Raw genomic sequence first — 23,329 nt, 5'->3', positions numbered from 1 at the left:
CTCGCCCTCGCACACCCGTGCGCATGCATATCGCCAGCTCACACGCGCCCGGCTACGCTGCGTCGATGCATCGCCTTTTGCCCCTGTTGTTCCTGCTCTGCGCCTATCCCGCCGCGCGCGTGCAGGCGCAGGAAATCCATCGCTGCGTCGCGCCGGACGGGCAAACCCTGTTCACCGACCGGCGCTGCGAAGACGTCGGCGCGGCCAGCCGCGCGCCGCCCGCCATCCGCCCGCAAGGCAATGCCGGCCTGTATCGCTACGGCTGCCCGCGGCGGCTGAGCGAACTGGTGTCGCTGCTGCAACTGGCGGTGGACAGCCGCGACGTCAATCGCCTGTCCAGCCTGTACCTGTGGAGCGGCCAGTCCGATGCCGCCGCCAATCACGTGCTGAGCCGGCTGGAAGCCATCGTGCAACGCCCGCTGCTCGACATCGTGCCGATGTACCCACAGACCGACACGCCCACCTGGGAAAGCGGCGGCGAAGCGGCAACGCCCTCGCTGGATGGCAGCCAGATCGACGCACCGTTGCCGGCTCCCACGCGCCCGCGCCCCTGGGGCTTGCGCCTGGAACAGAATCTGGCCAGCGGCACACCCGCGCGCAGTGTGTTGCGGCTGCGCCGGCAGTACAACTGTTTCTGGGTGACGTTCTAACTGTATCGGGCGATACGCGATGTGCCTGCCGACCTGGTTCTGCCGGCGCTCTATGCATTACGTCAACAGCAGCCGATCGCACCGGCAACGCTGAGCGATCGCAAAGCGCCTTTGCTGCGTCGATCCGGCGCATCGCCACTTCCGAGCCCCAGCGCGACCGGCAATCCCGCTGCCGGTCGCATCGCCAGAGGCAACCCCATAGCTTCAGGCGCCGCCGTCAGCTCGGCCACAGGCCCCGAATCGCCGCGATGCCCTGCGCCCCGTGCGAACGCGCCTTGCGTAGATCGTCGACACCCATGCCGCCGAGCGCGTAGATCGGCAGCGATACCTGCTCGCGCAGGCGCTCGAAACCGTCCCATCCCAGCGGCGTGGCGCCCGGATGCGACGCGGTGGCCTGCACCGGTCCCAGCACGGCGAAATCGCAGCCGAGCCGCTGGGCATGGCGCAGGTCTTCCACCCCGTGGCAGGACGCGGCCACCAGGTGCTCGGCCGGCAGCGGGCGCTCCTGCAGGCCGGCCAGTTGCTCGGCGCCCAGGTGCACGCCGATGCCCAGCTCGGCGGCCAGGGCGATATCGCGATTGAGCAGCAACTGCGCACGGTGGCGGCCACGCAGGCGCATCACCTTCTGCAGCAGGGCCTGCCAACGCGCCGGCTCGCACTGCCGCGCACGCAACTGCAGGCGCATCACGCCCGCCTGCAACGCACCCTCCAGGCTCTCCAGCCAGCGCGCCTCGTCTTCCGGCTCGGGCGTGATCAGGTAACGGTCCGGCTGCCGTAGCACGCCCACCACCGGCACATCGGCCGGCGGCATCGAATAGCGGAGCAGCTTGTCGGCCGCCACCCAGGTCATCGCCTGGCCTTCGCGCCCACGTGGGCTGCCCTTCCAGCCGCTGATGTGACGCACTTCCAGGCGCAGCCGCTTGTCCGGGTAGAGCTGCGGTACGTCCATCACCCAATCGCCCACCTGTGCCTCGATGCCCAGTTCTTCATTGAGCTCGCGCACCAGCGCCTGTTCGGAGGTTTCGCCGGGCTCGCGCTTGCCACCAGGGAACTCCCAGAGGCCGGGCATGTCGCGGGTTTCGGTGCGGCGGGTGAGCAGGATGCGCCCGCGGGGGTCGGTGATCACGCCGGCAACGACGTGAATGGATCTGAGGGAGTCGGGCATGCATCAAGAGTGCCGCGAGTCAGCGGTCCAGCGCAATCGCTTGAGGGCTGGGATTAGTGATTGGGGATTCGGGATTCGTCAAAACGCGGCATGCGCGCTTTTGCCAATCCCGATTCCCGAATCTCCAATCCCGGCCTACAGCGGATGCCCGATGCGCCAGAGCACGCCGCTGGGGTCATGCAGGGTGAAATCGCGTGCGCCCCATGGCCGATCTTCCGGCGCGCTGCAGGTCACTCCGAACTGCGCATTCAGGCCGGTGTCGTGCACGTGCTGCCACCACCCGTCGGCATCGTCCACCCACAGGTGCAACATCAGGTTCTCGGCCAGCTCGCGCACATAGAAATCCTGCAGCAGGAACGCACAGTGCGCGCCATGCCGGAAGCAGGTCACATTGCCGACCTCGTCTTCCTGCACGAATCCCAGCGCGCGATAGAACCGCTGCGACAACGCGTAATCGCGTGCAGGCACGAACACCTTCAGTTGCTGGCTCGACAGCTGCGACATGACGCATTCCACGCCGGACGTGGATCGAGCATACGCCCCGCGGTGACGCAGGCGTAGACGCCTGCATACAGCCGGGCACGATTGGCGTCCTTGCGCGATGGACAAGTGTGTAGCGAGGCTAATCGGCCGGTGAACCTCTCCGCATCGCCACAGGATGCAAAGCCCCCCTTGGTAAGGGGGGGGCGCCGAAGGCGCGGGGGATCGGAAGCAAGGACCGTGAGCCCGCTGTCCGCGTTGCGGATAGCGGGTGTGCAGCCCGCGAAGCGGGCTGCACCACGGTCAGCTCAGCATCAGCTGAGCTGACCGTGGCAGTGCTTGTACTTCTTGCCGCTGCCGCACGGACAGGGATCGTTGCGGCCGACCTTGGGCTCGTCGCGGGTGACCTGCGACACCGGCACCGGTGCGTTGCCGCCCTGCATCTGTTCCACTTCCTCGTCGGCGCCGTAACCGCCGGCATCCTGGTGCTGAAACTGCGAAGCCAGCAGACGTGCCTCGGCCTGACGACGTTCCTGCTCCTCCAATTCGGCCACTTCTTCCTCGCTGCGGATGCGCACGCGCGCCAGCAGGTTGATCACCTCGCGCTTGACGTTCTCCAGCATCTCGGAGAACAGCTCGAAGGCTTCCTTCTTGTATTCCTGCTTGGGCTGCTTCTGCGCGTAACCGCGCAGGTAGATGCCCTGGCGCAGGTAATCCATCTTGGCCAGGTGCTCCTTCCAGCCCTGGTCTAGCACGGTCAGCATCACGTGCTTTTCCAGCGCGCGCATGGTGTCCGCGCCAATGGCGGCTTCCTTCTCGGCGAAGTGCGCATCCACCGCTGTCTGCACCTTGGCGGCGATCTGTTCGGCGTCCAGTTCCTCCTGCGTACGCGCCATCTCGCGCAGCGCCAGCGGCATGCCCAGCTCCGATTCCAGCGTGGCTTCCAGGCCTTGCAGGTCCCACTGCTCGTCCACCGAATTGGGCGGCACGAAGCGCGCGACCAGGTCGTAGATCACATCGCCGCGGATGCCGTCGACGTTGTCCTTGACCGACTCGGCATCCAGCAACTCGTCGCGCTGGGCATAGATCACCTTGCGCTGGTCGTTGTTGACGTCATCGAAGTCCAGCAGGTTCTTGCGGATGTCGAAGTTGTGCGCTTCCACCTTGCGCTGCGCCTTCTCGATCTGCCGGCTGACCAGGCGATCTTCGATGACGTCGTCTTCCTTCATGCCCATCATGCGCATCGCCTTCTGGACCCAGTCCGAGGCGAAGATGCGCATCAGGTTGTCTTCCAGCGACAGATAGAAGCGCGAGGAACCCGGGTCGCCCTGACGACCGGCACGGCCGCGCAGCTGGTTGTCGATGCGCCGCGATTCGTGGCGCTCGGTACCGATGATGTGCAGGCCGCCGGCCGCCTTGACCGCGTCATGGCGACGCTGCCACTCGGTCTTGATCTTGAAGCGCGCGTCTTCGCTGGCGTCTTCGCCGAGGGCGTGATACTCCGATTCCAACGAACCGCCCAGCACGATGTCGGTACCGCGACCGGCCATGTTGGTGGCGATGGTCACCGCGCCCGGCTGGCCGGCATTGGCCACGATGGTGGCCTCGCGCTCATGCTGCTTGGCGTTGAGCACCTCGTGCTTCACCCCGGCCTTGCGCAGATGCTCGGACAGCATCTCCGAGGTTTCGATCGAGGTGGTACCCACCAGCACCGGCTGGCCGCGCTTGGCGCAGTCTTCGATGTCGGCCAGCACCGCATTGAACTTGCCCTTGCGGTTGAGGAACACCTGGTCCGGGTGGTCCTTGCGCACGGTCGGGCGGTTGGTCGGGATCACCACCACTTCCAGGCCGTAGATGCTCTGGAATTCGTAGGCTTCGGTGTCGGCCGTACCGGTCATGCCGGACAGCTTCTTGTACATGCGGAACAGGTTCTGGAAGGTGATGCTGGCCAGGGTCTGGTTCTCGCGCTGGACCGGCACGCCTTCCTTCGCTTCGACCGCCTGGTGCAGGCCGTCGGACCAGCGGCGCCCGGTCAGGGTGCGGCCGGTGAATTCGTCCACGATCACCACTTCGCCATCGCGCACGATGTAGTCCACATCGCGCTGGTAGATCGCATGCGCACGCAGCGCGGCGTTGAGGTGGTGCACCACGCTCAGGTTCTGCGCGGCATACAGGCCGTCTTCTGCATTTTCCAGGATGCCGGCCTGCATCAGCAGTTCTTCGGCGTGGCCCATGCCCGCCTCGGACAGATGCACCTGCTTGCCTTTCTCGTCGACCCAGAAGTCGCCATCGCCCTCTTCGCTCTCCTGCTTGGTCAGCTGCGGCACGATGCGGTTGACGCGGATGTACAGCTCCGGCGATTCGTCGGCCGGGCCGGAGATGATCAGCGGGGTGCGCGCTTCGTCGATCAGGATCGAGTCCACTTCGTCGACGATGGCGTAATGCAGCTTGCGCTGGTAGCGGTCGGCGCGCGACAGCGCCATGTTGTCGCGCAGGTAGTCGAAGCCGAACTCGTTATTGGTGCCGTAGGTGATGTCGGCGGCGTAGGCGGCGTGCTTGTCGCTATGCGGCATACCCGGATACACCACGCCCACGCTCAGGCCCAGCCAGTTGTACAGCTTGCCCATCTGCGCCGAGTCGCGGCGCGCCAGGTAGTCGTTGACGGTGACCACGTGCACGCCTTCGCCCTGCAAGGCGTTGAGGTACACCGGCAGGGTCGCCACCAAGGTCTTGCCTTCGCCGGTACGCATCTCGGCGATCTTGCCCAGGTGCAGCACCATGCCGCCGATCAGCTGCACGTCGTAGTGACGCATGCCCAGCACGCGGCGGCTGGCCTCGCGGCATACCGCGAACGCTTCGGGAAGAATCTTGTCCAGGGACTCGCCGCCGGCAAGCCGCTGCTTGAACTCCGGGGTCTTGGCTTGCAGCTCGGCGTCGGAGAGCTTCTCGATCGTCGGCTCCAGCGCATTGATCTGGGTGACGAGGCGGGTGAGCTGGCGCAGCTGGCGTTCGTTACGACTGCCAAAGACACGGGTAAGCAGACTGTTGATCATTGAAGAAACCGGTTGAAAAGGAACGGTTTGACCGACGCCGGTCCCCACAGACCCGACCGCCGTAAACGAAACAGGGCGCACTGCGCCCTGTCGATGGCAACACCCTATTGTAGCTTGGGGCGGGCCTTCACGAATCAAGCGCGGCCCGCGCCTTCGTCAACCGCGCCTGCGCCGCCCCACCGGGGTATTGGTGTCGCCCAGGAACTTGCGTGGATTGACCACGTGCCCGTCCGCCCACACCTCGAAGTGCACGTGCGCACCGGTGGAGCGGCCACTGGAGCCGGCCCTGGCCACCTGCTGCCCGGCGCGCACCAGGTCGCCCACCTTCACCACCAGCCGCGAGTTGTGCGCGTAGCGGGTGACATACCCGTTGCCGTGGTCCACTTCGACCACATTGCCGTAGCCACCACGCACGCCGGCGTAGCTGACCACGCCATCGGCCACCGACAGCACCGGGTCGCCCACGTTGGCATGGAAATCCACGCCCTTGTGGAAGGCCGAGCCACCATCGAACGGGTCGGCACGGCCACCGAAGCCGGAGGTGATGTAGGTATTGCGGATCGGCATCCGCGACGGCACCGAATTCTGCTCGAGCTGGTGATCGAACATCAGCGAGGCCAGCACGTTCAGCTGCTGCCCGGAGGCGGAAAACTGCTGCTCCACCTGCCCCAGGCTCTGCTTGAGCGATTCGACCGGCATGTCGCTGACCGGCTCATCGCCGCCACCGACGCCGACCGGCGCATCGAAGTCGAACTCACCGTCCTTCAACTTGCCCATGTCGGTCAGGCGCTCGCCCAGGGCATTGAGGCGGGTGGCCTGCGCCTGCAGCTCACCCAGCCGGGCAGCCAGGGCATTGACCTGCTCCTGCGACGCACGCTGCGCCTGCGCAAGCTCGGTCTGCTGCTGGGCGACCTTGGCCTGCAGCGCGGAATTGGTCACCATGCCTGTAGCGGTGCTGGCACCGATGCCGATCAGCATGCCCAGGCCAAGCACGGCCCCGAGTACCAGCATCGGCCGATCTGCCGCAAAGTCCTGGAACTGTCGGGCCACACGCTGGGCCCGGGTCTGCCGAGATTTGATTACAACTTTGTTCAACGCCATATGAGTGTCATGTCCAAGCCCAAGTCCAACGCACGCAACCCTTCCGCTCCACAGCCGGCCATCGAGGCCGCGCTGGGTGAAAAGGCTGGCGACCCCTTGCGTCGCGCCTTGTGGCTCGATGCGCTGGACCGGCAGTTGCGCCCCCTGTTACCGCCCCATCTGGCCACCCGTTGCCGGTTGGCCAATGTCCGAGGCGAACAGCTCGTTTTTCTGGTTGATTCACCGGTCTGGCATGCCAAGGTGCGGCTTGCCGAGACCCACATCCTCGATGCCGCCCGATCCATCGGGCTGAAGGCCACCGCAGTGGCCGTCAAGACTGCGAGCGTTTCGCCGCATTCCCCAACGCAGCAAAACCGCGACCGTCCACGGCCGGTCTCCGAAGCCACGCACAAGGGCCTGCGCGATGCGCTTGCCTCCCTGCAGGACGTCCCACCGACCAAACGGTAGGGCGCTTGCCGTGTTACGTGACGGCGGTCACCGCGTGAAAAGAGTGCGAAGACCGCTCACGACCCGAGGCATCCTAGCCGGCATACGCCATGCAGGAGTTAGATAAGTCTTAAATAAAAGTTAAGAACGGACCCGAAACCTGATGGAGTTCACGCTTCCACTGCCGATTGCGGCATTCCCTGACACGGGGCGGTCGCATGCTGCGATGAGGAGTCCCGTCCCTGGCGGCGGTGCGACGCCGGGCAGTCGGTAGAAGCCAGCCTGGCAGATCGGCGGGAAACAGCAGATCCGCGACACGCCAGCGCGGCGGGTCGCCCGGCCCATCGACGGCTCAAGCGTAGACAGGGCTGGCGTAGGCGACCGGCGGCGGCTCGGCGCCCTCGGCGAAGCTGACCCATTCCCAGGCGCTCTGGTCCGCCAGCAGCGCACGCACCAGCTTGTTGTTGAGCGCGTGGCCGGACTTGAAGCCTTCGTAGGCGCCCAGGATCGCGCCGCCAGCCAGATACAGGTCGCCGATGGCGTCCAGGATCTTGTGGCGGACGAATTCGTTGGTATAGCGCAGGCCGTCCTCGTTGAGCACGCGGAACTCGTCCAGCACGATGGCATTGTCCATCGAGCCCCCCAGGCCCAGGTTGCGCTCGCGCATGTACTCCAGATCGCGCATGAAGCCGAAGGTCCGCGCGCGCGAGATTTCCTTGACGTAGGCCGAGGTGGAGAACTCGATTTCCTGGCGCGACTGCTTGGCCGGGATCATCGGGTGATTGAATTCGATGGTGAAACCGAGCTTGTAGCCCTCGTACGGCTCGAAGCGCGCGATCTTGTCGCCCTCGCGCACTTCCACCGGCTGCTTGATGCGGATGAAGCGCTTGGCCTTGTCCTGTTCGACGATCCCTGCCGACTGCAGCAGGAACACGAACGGGCCGGACGAGCCGTCCATGATCGGCAACTCGGCCGAGGACAGTTCGACGATGACGTTGTCCACACCCAACCCGGCCAGCGCCGACATCAGGTGCTCGACCGTCTGGATCTTGGCGCCGTTACAGGTCAGGCCAGTACACAGCGTGGTCTCGGTGACCAGCTCGGCATCGGCGGGCACTTCGACCACCGGCTCCAGGTCCACGCGCCGGAACACCACACCGTGATCGACCGGGGCCGGTCGCAGCGTCATGTACACCTTGTCGCCACTGTGCAGGCCGACGCCGGTGGCGCGAATGGTGTTCTTGAGAGTGCGTTGCTGGGTCATAGGACGAAGTCTGGGGGAGCAATGCAGACAGACGCTGAACAGGCTGTCTAATTCGGTGAGGTTATCCGAATTTTAACAAGTTACGCGTGATGAGGGGTGTAACCCCGCAGTCACGCCACTGCAAAAGCTGCCGGATCGTGACCGATCCGGCAGAAAGGACATGGCATAGCGAACCCGACGCCATCGCCGGGCTGGGCGGGCTGCGCCACCATGGCAACGCAGCCGGCGCCCGTCAGTCGGCCTGGCGGCGCAGGAACGCCGGGATATCCAGGTAATCGTTGGGCAGGTCTGCCGCCGGCGCCGAAGCACCGCCGCTGTTGTGGTTGCCGGCGCTGCTGCCGACCGAGTCGCTGCTCGGACGACGCAGGCCCAGGCCCATGCTGCCGCCAACGGCCTTGGACACCGCGTCGCCGCTGCTGGTATCGAAGTCGCCGAATTCCGGCTGGCCGGTGGTGGCATTGCGCACCAGCTTGATCGGCGCGCGCTGGTCCGGACGCTGGGTCTGGCGTGCAACCGCACGGTTCAGGCCGGTGGCCACCACGGTCACGCGCACTTCGTCCTGCATGTCCGGGTCCAGCACGGTGCCGACGACCACGGTGGCGTCTTCCGAGGCGAATGCCTCGATGGTGCGGCCGATCTCGTCGAACTCGGACATGGTGAAGTCCGGGCCGGCAGTGATGTTGACCAGGATGCCGTTGGCACCGGCCAGGTTCACATCGTCCAGCAGCGGGTTCTGGATGGCGGCTTCGGCAGCGGCCTGTGCGCGATCGTCTCCGCGTGCCGACCCGGTACCCATCATGGCCAGGCCCATTTCCGACATCACGGTGCGCACGTCGGCGAAGTCGACGTTGATCAGGCCCGGGCGCACGATCAGGTCGGCGATGCCCTGCACGGCGCCCTGCAGCACGTCGTTGGCAGCGCGGAACGCCTGGATCATGGTGGCGTTGCGGCCCAGCACGGTGATCAGCTTTTCATTTGGAATGGTGATCAGCGAGTCGCAATGCTGGCTCAGTTCCTCGATGCCCTTCAGCGCCACCTGCATGCGGCGACGGCCTTCGAACGGGAACGGCTTGGTGACCACGGCCACGGTCAGGATGCCCATTTCCTTGGCCAGCTGCGCAACGACCGGCGCGGCACCGGTACCGGTACCGCCGCCCATGCCGGCGGTGATGAACACCATGTCCGCGCCCTGCAGCGCGTCCATGATGCGCTCGCGATCTTCCAGCGCTGCCTGACGGCCGACTTCCGGATTGGCGCCTGCGCCCAGGCCCTTGGTGACGTTGGTGCCGAGCTGCAGCTGCAGCTTGGCACCGCAGTTCTTGATCGCCTGCGAGTCGGTGTTGGCGGTGATGAATTCCACGCCATCGACATTGGTGTTGACCATGTGCGCAACCGCGTTGCCGCCGCCGCCGCCCACGCCCACGACCTTGATGACCGCGTTGGGAGCCATTTTTTCAATCAGTTCGAAATGTGCCATGTCAGTGTCCTCTTGAGCCGGGATTGGGGAATGGGGAGTGGGGATTCGCAAAAGCGCTGGTCCCTGCCCTACTCCGCATCACGGCGAGTGTTGTTGTTTGAAAGTCGGGATTCGTGTGCCGGGGCCGTAGATTCGCTGTTGCGCTCCACGGCTCGTGTCACCTACTCCTCGACGCAATGCCTGCAAATAATTTTACTGCCTACCTGCTCGCCGCTCTCTACTTGATCGTTATCTTCACCATCGCAACCGCCGCCGCTTTGCTTTTCGCTCTTGCTCTTGCCAATCCCGAATCCCAACTCCCGAATCCCTGCACCTCAGAATTCACCGCGATACCAATTCTTCAATTTCTTGAACAAGCTGCCTGCGCGCCCGGTCGGGATCGACGGGCGGCGTGGATGTTCGATCTGGCTGCCCATCAGCAACAGGCCCACGCCGGAGGCGTGTACCGGGTTGCCGACGACTTCGCCCAGGCCGGTGACGTGCTGCGGGATGCCCACGCGCACCGGCATCTGCAGCATTTCTTCGGCCAGCTCCACCACGCCTTCCATCTTCGAGGCGCCGCCGGTGAGCACCATGCCGGCGCGCACCATTTCCTCGAAGCCGGAGCGGCGCAGTTCGGCCTGCACCATCTCGAAGATTTCTTCGTAACGGCCCTGCACCGCCTGCGCGAGTGCGTGGCGCGGCATGCGGCGCGGCGGGCGGTCGCCCACCGATGGCACCTGGATGCTTTCTTCGGCGGTGGCCAGCTGCGCCAGCGCGCAGGCGTAGCGCACCTTGATCTGCTCGGCTTCCGGCGTGGGCGTGCGCAGCATGTGCGCGATGTCGTTGGTGACGTGGTCGCCGGCGATCGGCAGCGAAGCGGTGTGGCAGATCGCGCCCTGCACGTACACCGCCAGATCGGTGGTGCCGGCGCCGATGTCCACCAGCACCACGCCCAGCTCGCGTTCGTCGGCGGTCAGCACGGCCACCGAGGAAGCCAGCGAGGACAGCACCAGATCGTCGACCTGCAGGCCGCACTTTTGCACGCACTTGGTGATGTTGGCGGCGGCCGACTGCGCGCACACCACCAGGTGCGCGTGCACCTCCAGGCGCACGCCGGTCATGCCGACCGGGTTGCGGATGCCTTCCTGCGAATCGTCCAGCACGTACTCGCGCGGAATCGCGTGCAGGATGCGTTGGTCGGCCGGGATGGCCACGGCCTTGGCCGCGTCGAGCACGCGTTCCAGATCGCTCCAGGTCACTTCGCCATCGCGGATCGGCACGATGCCGGGCGAATTCTTGCACTGCACGTGGTTGCCGGAGATCGAGGCATACACCGAGCGGATCTCGCAGCCGGCCATCAGCTCGGCTTCTTCGACTGCGCGCTGGATCGACTGCACGGTGGACTCGATGTCCACCACCACGCCGCGCTTGAGACCGCGCGACTCATGCGAACCGATGCCGATCACCTCGATCGGATTGCCGGGCGAGTATTCGCCGACCAGCGCAACGACCTTGGAGGTGCCGATGTCCAGTCCAACGATGAGGGATTTGTCGCCTTTGCGATTCATGTCTTAAAGCCGGGAATAGCGAATGGGGAATGGGGAATGGTCAACAGCGGTGCACGAGTGCGGGGAGAATCGAGAACAAGTGCGTGAGCCGTAGCGGGCGATGCCTGCTTGGGCTTCTTCTCCATTCCCGATTCCCCATTCTCGATTCGCCTTTCAACGGTAAAGCCGTTGGTGTAGCGCAGGTCGGCGCGTGCGATCGGGCGCTGCGGGTCTGACAACTGCGGCAACACGCGGGCGAAGCGCTGCAGGCGGGCGCGCGCATCGTCGCGGCCGATCATGATTTGCAGGCCATTGCTCAGCCCCAGCGACCAGCTGCCGCGCGCATCCATTTCAAGACGCTCCACGTCCAGCCCGGTCGGTGCGAACAGCGCGCGCGACTCGTTGTACAGCGCCACCACGTCCTGGGTCTTGGCGTCCGGGCCACCGAGCTGGGGCAACTTGAAATCCTTCAGCAACGGCGGCGTGCGGAACAGACGGCCCTGTTCGGACAGCATGCGGTCGGTGCCCCAGCGCGCAAACGGCTTGTGCTCGGTCACGTGCACTTCCAGCACATCCGGCCAGCGCTTGCGCACCTGCGCGCTTTCCACCCACGGCAGGCGCGCGATGGCGTCCTGCGCCTGCTGCAGCTTCACCGCAAAAAAGCCTGCGCGCGCATACGGCAGCACCACTGCGCGCAACTCCTCTGCCGGCACCCGCTTGAAATCGCCGGACACCCGCAACTTCGCCAGCGGCCAGCGCTCGGCACCGACCCAGCCATTGAGCACGGCCACCACCGGCAACGCGACCAGCGCCACCGCCAGCAACCAGGCGAGGATGCGCAGGGTGGCGTTCATGGGTGTGCTCCGCACACGGGAATTGGGAATCGGGAATAGGGAATCGCAACGGCAACAGCGCATCTGCTGTTACCCATTCCCGATTCACGATTCACGATTCCCGTCTTCACAGCGTCTGCTCCAGCACGCGCCAGACCAGCTCTTCGAATTCGATGCCGAGCTGGCGGGCGGCCTTGGGCACCAGCGAGTGGCTGGTCATGCCGGGAGCGGTGTTCACTTCCAGCAGATAGAGCTGACCGCTGCTGCGATCACGCATGACGTCCACGCGGCCCCAGCCGCGGCAGCCGGCAGCACGGAAGGCGTCGAGGGCGAGCCGGCGGATCTGCGTTTCGGCCTCGCCTTCCAGTCCCGGGCACAGATACTGCGTGTCCTCGGCGATGTATTTGGCGTTGTAGTCGTACCACTGCCCCTTGGGCACGATGCGGATGGACGGCAGCGCGGTGTCGCCGAGCACGGCCACGGTGAGTTCGTCGCCTTCGATCAGCTGCTCCATCAGCAACGCGCCGTCGTAGCGCGCAGCCAGCACCACTGCTTCTTCAAGCTGGGCCTGGTCGAACACGCGGCTGACGCCAACGCTGGACCCTTCGTTGGCCGGCTTGACGATCACCGGCAAGCCGATCTGGCGTGCAGCGGCGTGAATGTCGTCGGCGCTGGCACCGGCAGCCAGCCGCGCATAGCGCGGCGTACTCAGACCCAGCGACAGCCACACCTGCTTGGTGCGGATCTTGTCCATGCTCAAGGCCGAACCCAACACGTCCGAGCCGGTGTACGGGATGCCGAAGGCGTCCATCAGGCCCTGCACGATGCCGTCTTCGCCGCCGCCGTTATGGCCGTGCAGCACATTGAACACGCGATCGAACTGCTGTGCGGCCAATGCCTTGGCCAACGCCGGAATGCCATCGACCGGCTGTGCATCCACACCGCGTGCGCGCAGCGCTTCCAGCACATTGCTGCCGGAGTTCAACGAGACTTCACGCTCGGACGAGGTGCCGCCGAGCAGCACCGCAACGCGGCCGAAGCTTGCCGGATTGCTGGTGCGGGAAGGTGCGGGACCGGGGACCGGGGACCGGGGACCCGGAACAGCAGACAAAACGGACTGCACGCCCTGCTGTTCACCGGCCCCGGGTCCCGGGTCCCGGGTCCCGATCGCTGAAGCGCTCATGCCTCACCCCCAACGAACCCGTTGTTGATGATGTGCTGGGCCACATAGCCGATATCGCCGGCACCCATCATCAGCAACAGGTCGCCGTCCTGCAGCACGTCCGGCAGCACTTCGGCCAGGCCGGCAATCTGCCCGACCACCACCGGTTCGCTACGGCCGCGTGCACGGATGGCACGCGCCAGTGCGCGCGAGTCGGCACCGGGAATCGGTGCTTCGCCGGCCGGATAGACTTCGCTCAACACCAATGCGTCGACGGTGCTGAGCACGGCGGCGAAGGCGTCGAACTGATCGCGGGTGCGGCTGTAACGGTGCGGCTGGAACGCCACCACCAGGCGCTTGTCCGGCCAGCCGCCGCGGGCGGCGGCGAACACCGCTTCCAGCTCGCGCGGGTGATGGCCGTAATCGTCGACCACCCGCACGCGTGCGCCGTTGCTGGTGGTGACTTCGCCCAGATCGTTGAAACGGCGGCCGATACCGGCGAAGTTTTCCAGCGCGCGCGCAATGGTCTGCGGCTCCACGCCAAGCTGCCAGCCGATCGCGGCAGCGGCCAATGCGTTGAGCACGTTGTGACGGCCCGGCAACGCCAGCGTCACCGGCGTGGTGGTGCCTTCGGGCAGGCGCAGGGTGAAGCGCATGCGCGGGCCGTCCTGCACCACGTCTTCGGCGCGCACGTCGGCGTTTTCGCTCATGCCGTAGCTCATGACGTGACGCGGCGTCTTGCCGGCCAGTGCGGCCACTTCCGGATCATCGATGCACAGCAGGGCCAAGCCGTAGAACGGCAGGCGCTGCAGGAATTCGGCGAATGCGGCCTGCACCCGGGCGAAATCGTTGCCGTAGTTTTCCAGATGATCCGAATCGATATTGGTGATCACCGCCATCAACGGATTCAGCCGCAGGAAGCTGCCGTCGCTTTCGTCGGCTTCGGCCACCAGCCACTGGCCACCGCCGAGCTTGGCGTTGGCGCCGGCGGCCAGCAGCTGGCCACCGATGACGAAGGTCGGATCCAGGCCGCCTTCGCTCAGCACCGCCGCGGCCAGGCTGGTGGTGGTGGTCTTGCCGTGCGTGCCGGCCACCGCAATGCCGCGACGGAAGCGCATCAGCTCGGCCAGCATCGCCGCACGCGGCATGATCGGAATGCGCTGGCTGCGCGCTTCCATCAGCTCGGGATTGTCTTCGCGGATCGCGCTGGAGACCACCACGCAATCGGTGCCCAGCACGTTAGCCGCCGAATGGCCGCGCATCACGCGCGCACCCAGCTTGGCCAGCCGTCGCGTTGCCGCGTTGTCGGCGTTGTCCGAGCCGGAGACTTCGTAGCCCAGGGTCAGCATGACCTCGGCAATGCCGCTCATGCCGGTGCCGCCGATGCCCACGAAATGCACACGCGGGAACGCGCGCACCAGATCGCCACTGTCCTGCAGACGGCGGATCACTGGGCACCTCCTGCGGAGATGCGAATCGGGAATCGGGAATCAGGAATCGTGTGGAGCTGAGCGCCAGCGGCGACGGATGCCTGGTCGGTGCGCTTGTCTGCGTGCATCAATGTGTGTTCCTGCGGTTGTTCTGAGCTCTGCCCATTCCCCATTCCCGATTCACCATTCCCGGCTTCTTGAAGAATGATGTCGGCAATGCGCTCGGCGGCGTCCGGCTTGGCCAGGGTGCGGGCGGCTTGCGCCATCGACAGGCGGCGTGCAGGGTCGGCGAGCAGGGTCTGCAGGACCTGCTGCAGGCGCACCGGCAAGCTGTCGTCCTGCTTGAGCAGCACCGCGGCGTCGGCGCCGACCAGGTATTCGGCATTGCGGGTCTGGTGATCGTCCACGGCGGCGGCAAAGGGCACCAGCACGCTGCCGACACCGGCGGCGCACAACTCGGCCAGCGTGGAGGCGCCGGCACGGCACACCACCAGATCGGCCCAGGCATAGGCCTCGGCCATGTCGGCAATGAAGGGTTCGACGCTGGCGTCGACGCCAGCCTGCGCATACGCCGCATCGGCTTCGCCACGCAGCTTTTCACCGCACTGGTGGCGTACCTGCACGTCCGGGTGACCGAGCGCGACCAACGCCGACGGCACGGCGTGATTGAGTACGCGTGCGCCCTGGCTGCCGCCCAGCACCAGCACCCGCACCGGACCGCCGCGACCAACCAGACGCACCGCCGGATCCGGCAGCGCGGCGATTTCCGCGCGCACCGGGTTACCCACTGCTTCTTCGCCAGCGAAGCTGCCCGGAAAACCGGTCAGCACGCGGCGCGCGACGCGCGACAGCACCTTGTTGGTCATGCCGGGCGCGCGATTCTGTTCGTGCACCAGCAAGGGCACGCCGAGCAGGCGCGCGGCCAGGCCGCCCGGGCCAGCCGCAAAGCCACCGAAACTGATCACCGCACGCGGCTGCCTGTTGCGCAGTACGAAACCGGCAGCGCGCACCGCGCGCATCACCCGCACCGGTGCGCCAAGCAACGTGATCACGCCCTTGCCGCGCAAGCCACTGATGGCGAGCGTGTCGATCGGGATCGCGTGCTGCGGCACCAGCCGCGTTTCCATCGCCCCGTCGGCGCCCAGCCAGATCACCGGCACGCCCCGCGCGCGCAGCACCTTGGCCACGGCCAGTCCCGGAAAAATATGTCCACCGGTACCGCCGGCCAGAATCATCACTGGTCGAATCCCCGCACGCGAAGGTGCGGGCTCCTGCGCGGGAGTCGCATAGACGCTCATGCAATCCTCCCGAAGGTCGGTTCCACACGCGGCTGCATCCGGCTGGTGCCGCGCAGGATCGCCGACGCCGGCGCCACCGAAGGCGCTGCAGTTGACGGCGCTGCCACCGGTGCCGGCGCTGCCGCCGGCTCACGCTGCGGCTTGCGTCCGGCGGTAGACGCCGGCGGAACCGGGTCGGCCGCCGGCTCAGCCGGCTCGGAGGGTGCGGCGCCCGCGCCCTGCGGCGACAGCTTGCTGCGCAGCCGCTCGGCGCGGTCCATTTCATAGGACACCCGCAGCAGCAGGCCCATCGCCACGCAGGTCATCAGCACCGACGAACCGCCGGAGGAAATCAGCGGCAGGGTCAGGCCCTTGGTCGGCAGAATTCCCAGGTTCACGCCGATCGACACGAAGCTCTGCATCGCCACCCACAGGCCGATACCGAAGGCGACATAGCCGGAGAAATGGCGCTTCATTTCCACGCAGCGCATGCCCAGCCAGAACGCCCGGCCGACCAGCAACGCGTACAGGGCCACCACGCCGCACACGCCGATGAATCCCAGTTCTTCGGCGATCACCGAAAAGATGAAGTCGGTATGCGATTCGGGCAGGTAGTTGAGCTTCTGCACCGACGCGCCCAGGCCCACGCCCATCCACTCGCCACGGCCGATGGCCATGAGCGCGTTGGACAGCTGATAGCCCGAGCCGAGCTGATCGACCCATGGATCCATGAAGGAGGTGACGCGCCGCATGCGGTATGGCTCGAAGATCACCAGCGCCACCAGCGCCGGCAGCAGCAGCAGGATCGGCAGGATGATGCGCCCGATCGGCGCGCCGCCCAGCACCAGCATGCAGGCAGTGACGCTCAACAGCAGCATCGACGAACCGAAGTCCGGCTGCAGCAACAGCAGCGCCACCAGGAAACCGACCACGAACACCGGCTTGAGCATGGCCTGCCAGGTCGCGTTGACCTCGTCGCGAAAGCGCACCAGGTAGCTGGCCAGCCAGATGATGTAGAGCACCTTGACCGACTCGACCACCTGGAATCTGGACACGCCCAGATTGATCCAGCGCTTGGCGCCGTTGACGGTGCTGCCCAGCCCAGGCACGAACACCATGATGAGCATGACAAAGCAGCCCAGCAGCAGCATCTGGTTGTGCTGCTCGATGGTCTTGAGCTCGGTACGCATGGCCCAAAAGGCCAGCCCGATGCCGACGCCCAGGAACAGCAGGTGGCGGGTCAGGTAATAGAACGGGCTTGCCTCCAGCTCGATCGAGCTGGACGCCACCATCACCACGCCCAGCGAGGCGAGCGTGACCGCGGCCCCGAGCAGCCACGGATCGTAGCGGCCGCCGATGGCGTCCAGTCGCGTGGCCTGGCGGGACATGTCGTTCATCAGCGCACCTTCAACGTGGCAAGGCCGATCAGCACCAACACCACCGAAATGATCCAGAAGCGCACGATCACCCGCGGCTCCGGCCAACCCTTGAGTTCGAAGTGGTGGTGGATCGGCGCCATGCGGAACACGCGCTTGCCGGTCAGCTTGAAGCTGGCCACCTGGATCATCACCGACAGCGTTTCAATCACGAACACGCCGCCCATGATCACCAGCACCATTTCCTGGCGCACGATCACCGCGATGGTGCCCAGCACCGCGCCCAACGACAGCGCACCGATGTCGCCCATGAACACCATCGCCGGATAGGTGTTGAACCACAGAAAGCCCAGCCCTGCCCCGGCGATCGCCGAGCAGATGATGATCAGCTCGCCTGCCCCGGGAATCAGTGGGATTTTCAGGTATTCGGCAAACACCACGTTGCCCGAAGCGTAGGCGAACACCCCCAGCGCGCAGGCCACCAGCACGGTGGGCATGATCGCCAGGCCATCCAGGCCGTCGGTGAGATTCACCGCATTGGAGAAGCCGACGATCCAGAAATAGGCGATCACCACAAAGCTCACGCCGGCCAGCGGCAGCGCGATCGACTTGAACATCGGAATGTAGAAGGTGATCGCCGCCGGTACGTCGGCTGTGTAGTACAGGAACAGGCCGGCGGCCAGACCGAAGATCGACTGCAGCAGGTACTTCCAGCGCGACTTCAGGCCGTTGGGATCGCGACGCACGATCTTGATCCAATCGTCGTACCAGCCGATCGCGCCGAAGCAGATCATCACCGCCAGCACCAGCCACACATAACGGTTGCGCAGGTCGCCCCACAGCAGCACCGACAGGGTGACGGTGAGCAGGATCAGCGAGCCGCCCATGGTCGGCGTGCCGGCCTTGGAGAAATGCGTTTGCGGGCCGTCCTGCCGGATCGGCTGGCCGCCCTTGAACTGGGCCAGCTTGCGGATCACCGCAGGGCCCATCCACAACGACAGGAACAGCGCGGTCAGCGCAGCCAGGATGCCGCGGAAGGTCAGATAGTTGAACAGCCCGAACAGGCTCTCCAGTTGCTGCAGCCAGCGCGCCAACTCAAGCAGCATGGGAGGCATCCTCCGCAGGTGCGAGCAACGCGGTGACGATGCGGTCCATGGCGCTGCCGCGCGACCCCTTCACCAGGATCGTGATGGTGGAGCCGGGACCGGGGGCCGGGGACCGGGGACCCGGGAGGGCATCGGGAGACTGCGCTTGCTGATCGTGACTCAAAACATTTCCCTGCATATTTTCTGGTGCTTGCTGTTGCGTTTCCCCGGTCCCCGGTCCCGGACCCCCGGTCCCGGCTTCGGCAAGATCCGCCTGCAACGCATCGATCAACTCCGCGTGCGTGGCGAACACTCGCCCACCGGCGCCGAACGCCTGCGCAGCCGCGGCACTGAGCTCGCCCAGCGCGTACAGGCGCTGCAGCTTGGCCGCGCGGGCGCGCCGACCGGCAGCGGCATGCAGAGCGGCGCCTTCCGGACCGAGTTCGCGCATGTCACCCAGGACCAGCCAGCCCTCGCCTGGCGCGGCGGCCAGCGCGTCGATCGCGGCATCCAATGACCCGGGGTTGGCGTTGTAGCTGTCGTCGATCAGGACCGCCCCGCCCGGCAGGCGGTGGGCGATCTGCCGGCCAGCCACCGGGCGCGCCTGCGCCAGGCCGGCGGCAATCACCGGCAATGCGATGCCCGCACCCAGCGCCAGGCCGGTGGCGGCCAGCGCATTGAGCACGTTGTGGCGACCTGGCAGCGGCAGCGCAATCTGCGCCTCGCCCTGCGGTGTCACCAGCGTGAACTGCGCGCCATCGGGATGCAGCCGCAGCCCGCGCGCGGTGATCTCGGCGCTGGCCTGCAGGCCGTACCGAAGCACGCGACGGCCCTGCACCTGCTGCGCCAGCACCTGCTGCTCGAACCAGGCACCGAAGGCGTCGTCGGCATTGATCACCGCCACGCCATCGGCCGGCAGCGCGGTATAGATGGCGCCCTTGGTCTGTGCAACGCCAAGCAGGCTGCCCAGGCGCTCCAGATGGGCCGGTGCGATGTTATTGACCAGGGCCGCGTGCGGCCGCGCGATCTCGGTGAGATAGGCAATGTCGCCGGGCTTGCCTGCACCCATTTCGTACACCGCGATATCCGCATCGTCCGGCGCGGCGATCACCGCCAGCGGCAGGCCGATTTCATTGTTGCGATTGCCCGGCGTGGCATAGACGGTGGTGCCGTCCACGCGCCCGGCTTCGGTCAGGATCGACAGCAGCAAGGCCTTGACGCTGGTCTTGCCGTTGGAACCGGTCAGTGCGATCACGCGGGTGGCACGGTCGCGCTGCAGGCCGGCAGCGATGCGCGCCAGGGCCAGTTCGGTGTTGGCCACCAGAACCTGCGGCACGCCCAGCGTCGGCAGCAGGCGCTCGACCAGCACACCGCTGGCACCACGCGCGACCGCGTCGGCCGCAAAGTCGTGCCCGTCGAAACGCTCGCCACGCAGCGCCACGTACAGGCTGCCGCTGCCGAGCGTGCGGGTATCGTTGCCGACCGCATCGATCATGGCGTCGTCGCCATGCAGCTCGCCGCCGGCGAAATGCGCGATCAGCGACAGCGGAGTGAGCTTCATGCGCGCACTCCCAGCACGGTGCGCGGAAGCAAGGCCTGCGCCGCTACTGCCGCGTCGTCGAAGGCATGCCGCACGCCTGCCACTTCCTGGTAGGGCTCGTGGCCCTTGCCGGCAATCAGCACGATGTCCGAAGCGCCTGCCATGCCGATGGCCTGGAGGATCGCCGCGGCGCGGTCGCGTTGCACGATGGCCGCATCCGGGCGTGCAAAGCCGCGCAGGATGTCGGCGACGATCGCATCGCCGTCTTCGCCGCGCGGGTTGTCGTCGGTGACGATCGCCACGTCGGCATTGAGTTCGGCAATGGCCGCCATCTGCGGGCGCTTGCCGGTATCGCGCTCGCCGCCGCAGCCGAACACGCAGATCAGACGATCCTGCGCATGCGAGCGCAGGCTGGTCAGTGCCTGTTCCAGCGCGTCGGGCGTATGCGCGTAGTCGACCACCACCAGCGGCGCGCCGTGCGCGCCGCCGAGGCGATTCATGCGGCCGTGGATCGGCTGCAGCTGGCCCAGCACCTGCGCGATCTGCGCCGGGACGTAATCCAGCGCATGCAGCGCGCCGGCCACCGCCAGCAGGTTGTCCACGTTGAAGCGGCCCAGCAGCGGCGAGTGCACCGGGTGCACCGCGCCTGCAAGGTGCAGCGCGAAACCGATCCCGTTGTGATCCAGCTGCAAGGCCTGCGCGCGCACGCCTGCCTGGGCCTGCCCACGCGAACTCACGCCGACCGCGCGCAGTGCCGGATCGAGCGAGGCGAACAGGCTGCGGCCGAACGCATCGTCCAGATTCACCACCGCCGCCTTCAATCCGGCGCGAGAGAACAGCTTGGCCTTGGCCGCGCCGTACTGCTCCATGTCGCCGTGGTAATCGAGGTGGTCGCGGGTGAGGTTGGTGAACACCGCCACGTCGAAATGCACCGCATCCACGCGGCCCTGATCGAGTGCGTGCGAGCTGACTTCCATCGCCACCGCCTGCGCGCCGTCCTCGCGCAGCTGCGCCAGCAACGCGTGCATGGGCAGCACCAGCGGCGTGGTGAACCCGGTCGGCACGGCCGCGCCGTACAGGCCCACGCCCAGCGTGCCCAGCGTACCGGTCGGTGTGCCGAGCAGGGTCAGCGCCTGGGCAAGCAGTTGCACGGTGGAGGTCTTGCCGTTGGTCCCGGTGACACCGACCATGCGCAGCGCGCGCGACGGGTGGCCATGGAATTGATCGGCCATCGCACCCAGGCGTGCACGCAGGCCGGGCACCGCGACCGCATCGGCAGGTGCCGGCAGTTCGGCCGGCGCCGGTGGTTCGAACAACACCGCCACCGCACCATTGGCGCGCGCCTGCTCGACAAAGCCCAGCCCATGCGCGCCGAACCCGGCGATCGCCACGAAGGCATCGCCCGGGCGCACCGCACGGCTGTCCATCACCAGGCCGGAGACCTGCACATCGCGCGCAAGCGTCAGGTCCGGCAATAGCTGCGACAGCGGCATGCTGCGGCTCACTGGCGGGTCTCCTGCAACGGCGCCGGCTGCGCGGGCGTGGCCGGCGGTGCGATCGCAGTCGGAATGCCCGCAGACACTTCGTCTACCGGATCGGGCACCAGCGCCGGATCCGGTTCGGCCGGCTGCGGCTTGACCACCGGCTGACCGGTCTTGCCGGCCGCCTGCGCAGCCAGCCACGACTGGATGTCGTCCGGCGGCACGTCCATCAGGCGCAGCGCGCCTTCCATCACCTTGTGGAACACCGGCGCCGACACCAGGCCGCCGTAGTACACCTTGCCCTGCGGATCGTTGATCACGATGACGGTGGCAAAGCGCGGGCGACTGGCCGGCACCAGGCCGGCAAACAGCGCGTTGTAATGCCCGCGCTCGTAGCCGCCGGCGCCGTTCTTGCGCGCGGTGCCGGTCTTGCCGGCCACGTGATAGCCCAGGATCGCCGCGCCCTTGGCGCCGCCTTGGGTAACCACGGTTTCCATCATGTCGATGACTTCGCGCGCCACTTCCGGCGTGACCACCTGGCGCGACTCGTTATGTTGGCCACGCACGAAGGTCGGCGGTGTCAGCTTGCCGCCATTGCCCAACGTGGCATAGGCCTGCGCAATCTGCAGCGGCGTCACCGACAGGCCGTAGCCGTAGGACATGGTCGTCTTGGACGGGCCGCTCCACCGCTGCGGCTGCAGCACCACGCCGGACGATTCGCCCGGAAATCCGCTATGCGGCGCGCTGCCGTAACCAAAGTTGCGGATCGACTGGTAGAAGGTCTGGTCCGGCACCTTGGCTGCGATCTTGGCCGCGCCGATGTTGGAGCTGCGGGTGATCACCCCGGTGACGTTGAGGACACCGTTGTTGCGCGGCACATCGCGAATGGTGAAGCGCCCCACCGACATGTAGCCGGGATTGGTGTCGATGACGGTGTCCTTGGTCACCACGCCGGCAGTCAGCGCGGTAGCCACGGTCAGCGGCTTCATCGTCGAACCCGGCTCCACCAGATCGGTGACCGCGCGATTGCGGCGCGCCGACGGGTTGATGCCGGTCACCGAATTGGGGTTGTAGGTCGGCAGGTTGACCATCGCCAGCACTTCGCCGGTGGCCACGTCCATCACCACCATCGACCCGCCGGCGGCGTTGTTTTCGACCAGCGCGTTGCGCAGCTCCTTGTAGGCCAGGAACTGGATGCGGCGGTCGATGCTCAGGGTCAGGTCCTTGCCCGGCTGCGCCGGACGCACCAGGTCCACGCTCTCCACGATGGCGCCGCGCGCATCGCGCACCACCTTCTTGGAGCCCGGCTTGCCGCGCAACCATTCGTCGAAGGCCAGCTCCAGCCCTTCCTGGCCGCGGTCGTCGATGTTGGTGAAGCCCAGCACGTGGGCCATCGCCTCGCCCTGCGGATAGAAGCGGCGGAACTCGCGCTGCGAGAACACGCCGGGAATCTTCAGGTCCACGATCGCATGCGCCTTGTCCGGATTGATCCGGCGCTGTAGGTACATGAATTCCTTGCTGGCCTTCTGCGCCAGCTTGGCATTCAACTCGTCCAGCGGCTGGCCGAGCGCGGTGGCGAGCTCGGGGATGCGGTCCGGATTGCGCAGCAGTTCCTGCGGGTTGACCCAGATCGATTCCACCGGCGTGGACACCGCCAGCGGCTCGCCGTTGCGGTCGGTGATCATGCCGCGCGAGGTGGCGATGGGCAGCTCACGCAGGTAACGCGCTTCGCCCTGGCGCTGGTAAAAATCGCGGTTGATCAGCTGCACGTACGCCGCGCGGCCGATCAGGGTGACCGAGCACAGGCCCAGCGCCACGCCGACCAGGGTCAGGCGGCCGCGCAGGTTGAAGTTGCTGCGGGGACGGTTGCGACCGGTCTTCATGGCGCACCTCCGTGTGCGCCACCCTGCGGGCGGCTGCGCCGTGCACAACGGCTGTCCTGCCGTTGTGTCATGGCGACACCTGCGTATGCGCCACCCTGCGGGCGGCTGCGCCGTGCA

The 23,329-nt window shown here is 66.6% G+C and carries 18 protein-coding genes; 2 read left to right on the top strand and 16 right to left on the bottom strand.

From position 1 onward, the window contains the following. The first annotated feature begins 23 nt into the window (after window positions 1-23). A complete protein-coding gene (locus tag HG421_RS02470; protein WP_169704916.1) occupies window positions 24-650 on the top strand; it encodes a hypothetical protein in 627 nt (208 codons plus the stop codon). A 217-nt stretch (window positions 651-867) separates the two neighbouring features. Here HG421_RS02470 and HG421_RS02465 read toward each other — a convergent pair whose 3' ends face one another. The 4 genes from HG421_RS02465 to HG421_RS02450 form a co-directional block, all read right to left on the bottom strand. After that, window positions 868-1,815 (bottom strand): Nudix family hydrolase, encoded by a 948-nt coding sequence (locus HG421_RS02465; protein ID WP_169704913.1) that lies wholly within the window; start codon window positions 1,813-1,815, stop codon window positions 868-870. A 135-nt stretch (window positions 1,816-1,950) separates the two neighbouring features. Then, a complete protein-coding gene (locus HG421_RS02460; protein WP_169704911.1) occupies window positions 1,951-2,319 on the bottom strand; it encodes a VOC family protein in 369 nt (122 codons plus the stop codon). A 290-nt stretch (window positions 2,320-2,609) separates the two neighbouring features. Continuing rightward, window positions 2,610-5,348 (bottom strand): preprotein translocase subunit SecA, encoded by a 2,739-nt coding sequence (gene secA / locus HG421_RS02455; RefSeq protein WP_169704909.1) that lies wholly within the window; start codon window positions 5,346-5,348, stop codon window positions 2,610-2,612. Between the two features lie 156 nt (window positions 5,349-5,504). Then, entirely contained in the window at window positions 5,505-6,449 is a 945-nt protein-coding gene (locus HG421_RS02450) for a M23 family metallopeptidase (RefSeq protein ID WP_169704907.1), read from the bottom strand. On the opposite strand from HG421_RS02450, the gene HG421_RS02445 reads away from it, so the two are divergent. Next, complete coding sequence (locus HG421_RS02445; protein WP_169704905.1) at window positions 6,450-6,896, top strand: DUF721 domain-containing protein; 447 nt, start codon at window positions 6,450-6,452, stop codon at window positions 6,894-6,896. It abuts the gene before it with no gap. A gap of 331 nt (window positions 6,897-7,227) precedes the next feature. Here the strand turns inward: HG421_RS02445 and lpxC are convergent, their stop codons facing one another. From lpxC to HG421_RS02385, 12 genes are all read right to left on the bottom strand, one after another. Then, window positions 7,228-8,139: a UDP-3-O-acyl-N-acetylglucosamine deacetylase gene (gene lpxC / locus HG421_RS02440; RefSeq protein WP_169704903.1), complete on the bottom strand. Its 912-nt coding sequence runs from the start codon at window positions 8,137-8,139 to the stop codon at window positions 7,228-7,230. A 232-nt stretch (window positions 8,140-8,371) separates the two neighbouring features. Further along, complete coding sequence (ftsZ, locus tag HG421_RS02435; protein WP_169704901.1) at window positions 8,372-9,616, bottom strand: cell division protein FtsZ; 1,245 nt, start codon at window positions 9,614-9,616, stop codon at window positions 8,372-8,374. Window positions 9,617-9,930: 314 nt separating this feature from the next. Next, complete coding sequence (gene ftsA / locus HG421_RS02430; RefSeq protein ID WP_003485272.1) at window positions 9,931-11,166, bottom strand: cell division protein FtsA; 1,236 nt, start codon at window positions 11,164-11,166, stop codon at window positions 9,931-9,933. Further along, the gene (locus tag HG421_RS02425) at window positions 11,163-11,999 is read right to left on the bottom strand and encodes a cell division protein FtsQ/DivIB (RefSeq protein WP_169704898.1); all 837 of its coding nucleotides are present in this window, start codon (window positions 11,997-11,999) and stop codon (window positions 11,163-11,165) included. Before HG421_RS02425 ends, ftsA begins: the two co-directional genes overlap by 4 nt. 106 nt (window positions 12,000-12,105) lie before the next feature. Further along, window positions 12,106-13,089, bottom strand: coding sequence for a D-alanine--D-alanine ligase (locus HG421_RS02420; protein WP_169704896.1), 984 nt, complete (start codon window positions 13,087-13,089; stop codon window positions 12,106-12,108). Window positions 13,090-13,157: 68 nt separating this feature from the next. Then, window positions 13,158-14,591 (bottom strand): UDP-N-acetylmuramate--L-alanine ligase, encoded by a 1,434-nt coding sequence (gene murC, locus HG421_RS02415; protein ID WP_169704894.1) that lies wholly within the window; start codon window positions 14,589-14,591, stop codon window positions 13,158-13,160. Beyond that, window positions 14,588-15,868: an undecaprenyldiphospho-muramoylpentapeptide beta-N-acetylglucosaminyltransferase gene (murG, locus tag HG421_RS02410; RefSeq protein ID WP_169704892.1), complete on the bottom strand. Its 1,281-nt coding sequence runs from the start codon at window positions 15,866-15,868 to the stop codon at window positions 14,588-14,590. The genes murC and murG overlap by 4 nt, the downstream gene beginning before the upstream one ends. After that, window positions 15,865-17,244: a putative lipid II flippase FtsW gene (ftsW, locus tag HG421_RS02405; RefSeq protein ID WP_169704890.1), complete on the bottom strand. Its 1,380-nt coding sequence runs from the start codon at window positions 17,242-17,244 to the stop codon at window positions 15,865-15,867. Before ftsW ends, murG begins: the two co-directional genes overlap by 4 nt. Beyond that, on the bottom strand, window positions 17,244-18,329 hold the full coding sequence (mraY, locus tag HG421_RS02400; protein WP_010367638.1) for a phospho-N-acetylmuramoyl-pentapeptide-transferase: 1,086 nt from the start codon (window positions 18,327-18,329) through the stop codon (window positions 17,244-17,246). Before mraY ends, ftsW begins: the two co-directional genes overlap by 1 nt. Beyond that, window positions 18,319-19,869, bottom strand: coding sequence for a UDP-N-acetylmuramoyl-tripeptide--D-alanyl-D-alanine ligase (locus HG421_RS02395; protein ID WP_169704889.1), 1,551 nt, complete (start codon window positions 19,867-19,869; stop codon window positions 18,319-18,321). The genes mraY and HG421_RS02395 overlap by 11 nt, the downstream gene beginning before the upstream one ends. Further along, window positions 19,866-21,341 carry a UDP-N-acetylmuramoyl-L-alanyl-D-glutamate--2,6-diaminopimelate ligase gene (locus tag HG421_RS02390; protein ID WP_211161811.1) on the bottom strand — a complete coding sequence of 492 codons (1,476 nt, stop codon included), beginning with the start codon at window positions 21,339-21,341 and terminating at the stop codon, window positions 19,866-19,868. Before HG421_RS02390 ends, HG421_RS02395 begins: the two co-directional genes overlap by 4 nt. Window positions 21,342-21,349: 8 nt before the next feature. Beyond that, window positions 21,350-23,212, bottom strand: coding sequence for a peptidoglycan D,D-transpeptidase FtsI family protein (locus HG421_RS02385; protein WP_169704885.1), 1,863 nt, complete (start codon window positions 23,210-23,212; stop codon window positions 21,350-21,352). Window positions 23,213-23,329 lie beyond the last annotated feature (117 nt).

This window comes from Xanthomonas campestris pv. badrii (assembly GCF_012848175.1).
GTDB lineage: Bacteria > Pseudomonadota > Gammaproteobacteria > Xanthomonadales > Xanthomonadaceae > Xanthomonas > Xanthomonas campestris_C.
This window is presented reverse-complemented; position numbering and strand designations above follow the sequence as displayed.

What these genes read in the sequence shown, in the direction of transcription:
- ftsA (WP_003485272.1), bottom strand. Translation starts at nt 11,166, where the DNA reads ATGAATCGCAAAGGCGACAAATCCCTCATCGTTGGACTGGACATCGGC.
- secA (WP_169704909.1), bottom strand. Translation starts at nt 5,348, where the DNA reads ATGATCAACAGTCTGCTTACCCGTGTCTTTGGCAGTCGTAACGAACGC.
- HG421_RS02385 (WP_169704885.1), bottom strand. Translation starts at nt 23,212, where the DNA reads ATGAAGACCGGTCGCAACCGTCCCCGCAGCAACTTCAACCTGCGCGGC.
- HG421_RS02390 (WP_211161811.1), bottom strand. Translation starts at nt 21,341, where the DNA reads ATGCCGCTGTCGCAGCTATTGCCGGACCTGACGCTTGCGCGCGATGTG.
- HG421_RS02395 (WP_169704889.1), bottom strand. Translation starts at nt 19,869, where the DNA reads ATGAAGCTCACTCCGCTGTCGCTGATCGCGCATTTCGCCGGCGGCGAG.
- HG421_RS02445 (WP_169704905.1), top strand. Translation starts at nt 6,450, where the DNA reads ATGAGTGTCATGTCCAAGCCCAAGTCCAACGCACGCAACCCTTCCGCT.
- murG (WP_169704892.1), bottom strand. Translation starts at nt 15,868, where the DNA reads ATGAGCGTCTATGCGACTCCCGCGCAGGAGCCCGCACCTTCGCGTGCG.
- ftsW (WP_169704890.1), bottom strand. Translation starts at nt 17,244, where the DNA reads ATGAACGACATGTCCCGCCAGGCCACGCGACTGGACGCCATCGGCGGC.
- HG421_RS02470 (WP_169704916.1), top strand. Translation starts at nt 24, where the DNA reads ATGCATATCGCCAGCTCACACGCGCCCGGCTACGCTGCGTCGATGCAT.
- HG421_RS02465 (WP_169704913.1), bottom strand. Translation starts at nt 1,815, where the DNA reads ATGCCCGACTCCCTCAGATCCATTCACGTCGTTGCCGGCGTGATCACC.
- HG421_RS02425 (WP_169704898.1), bottom strand. Translation starts at nt 11,999, where the DNA reads ATGAACGCCACCCTGCGCATCCTCGCCTGGTTGCTGGCGGTGGCGCTG.
- HG421_RS02460 (WP_169704911.1), bottom strand. Translation starts at nt 2,319, where the DNA reads ATGTCGCAGCTGTCGAGCCAGCAACTGAAGGTGTTCGTGCCTGCACGC.
- lpxC (WP_169704903.1), bottom strand. Translation starts at nt 8,139, where the DNA reads ATGACCCAGCAACGCACTCTCAAGAACACCATTCGCGCCACCGGCGTC.
- ftsZ (WP_169704901.1), bottom strand. Translation starts at nt 9,616, where the DNA reads ATGGCACATTTCGAACTGATTGAAAAAATGGCTCCCAACGCGGTCATC.
- mraY (WP_010367638.1), bottom strand. Translation starts at nt 18,329, where the DNA reads ATGCTGCTTGAGTTGGCGCGCTGGCTGCAGCAACTGGAGAGCCTGTTC.
- HG421_RS02450 (WP_169704907.1), bottom strand. Translation starts at nt 6,449, where the DNA reads ATGGCGTTGAACAAAGTTGTAATCAAATCTCGGCAGACCCGGGCCCAG.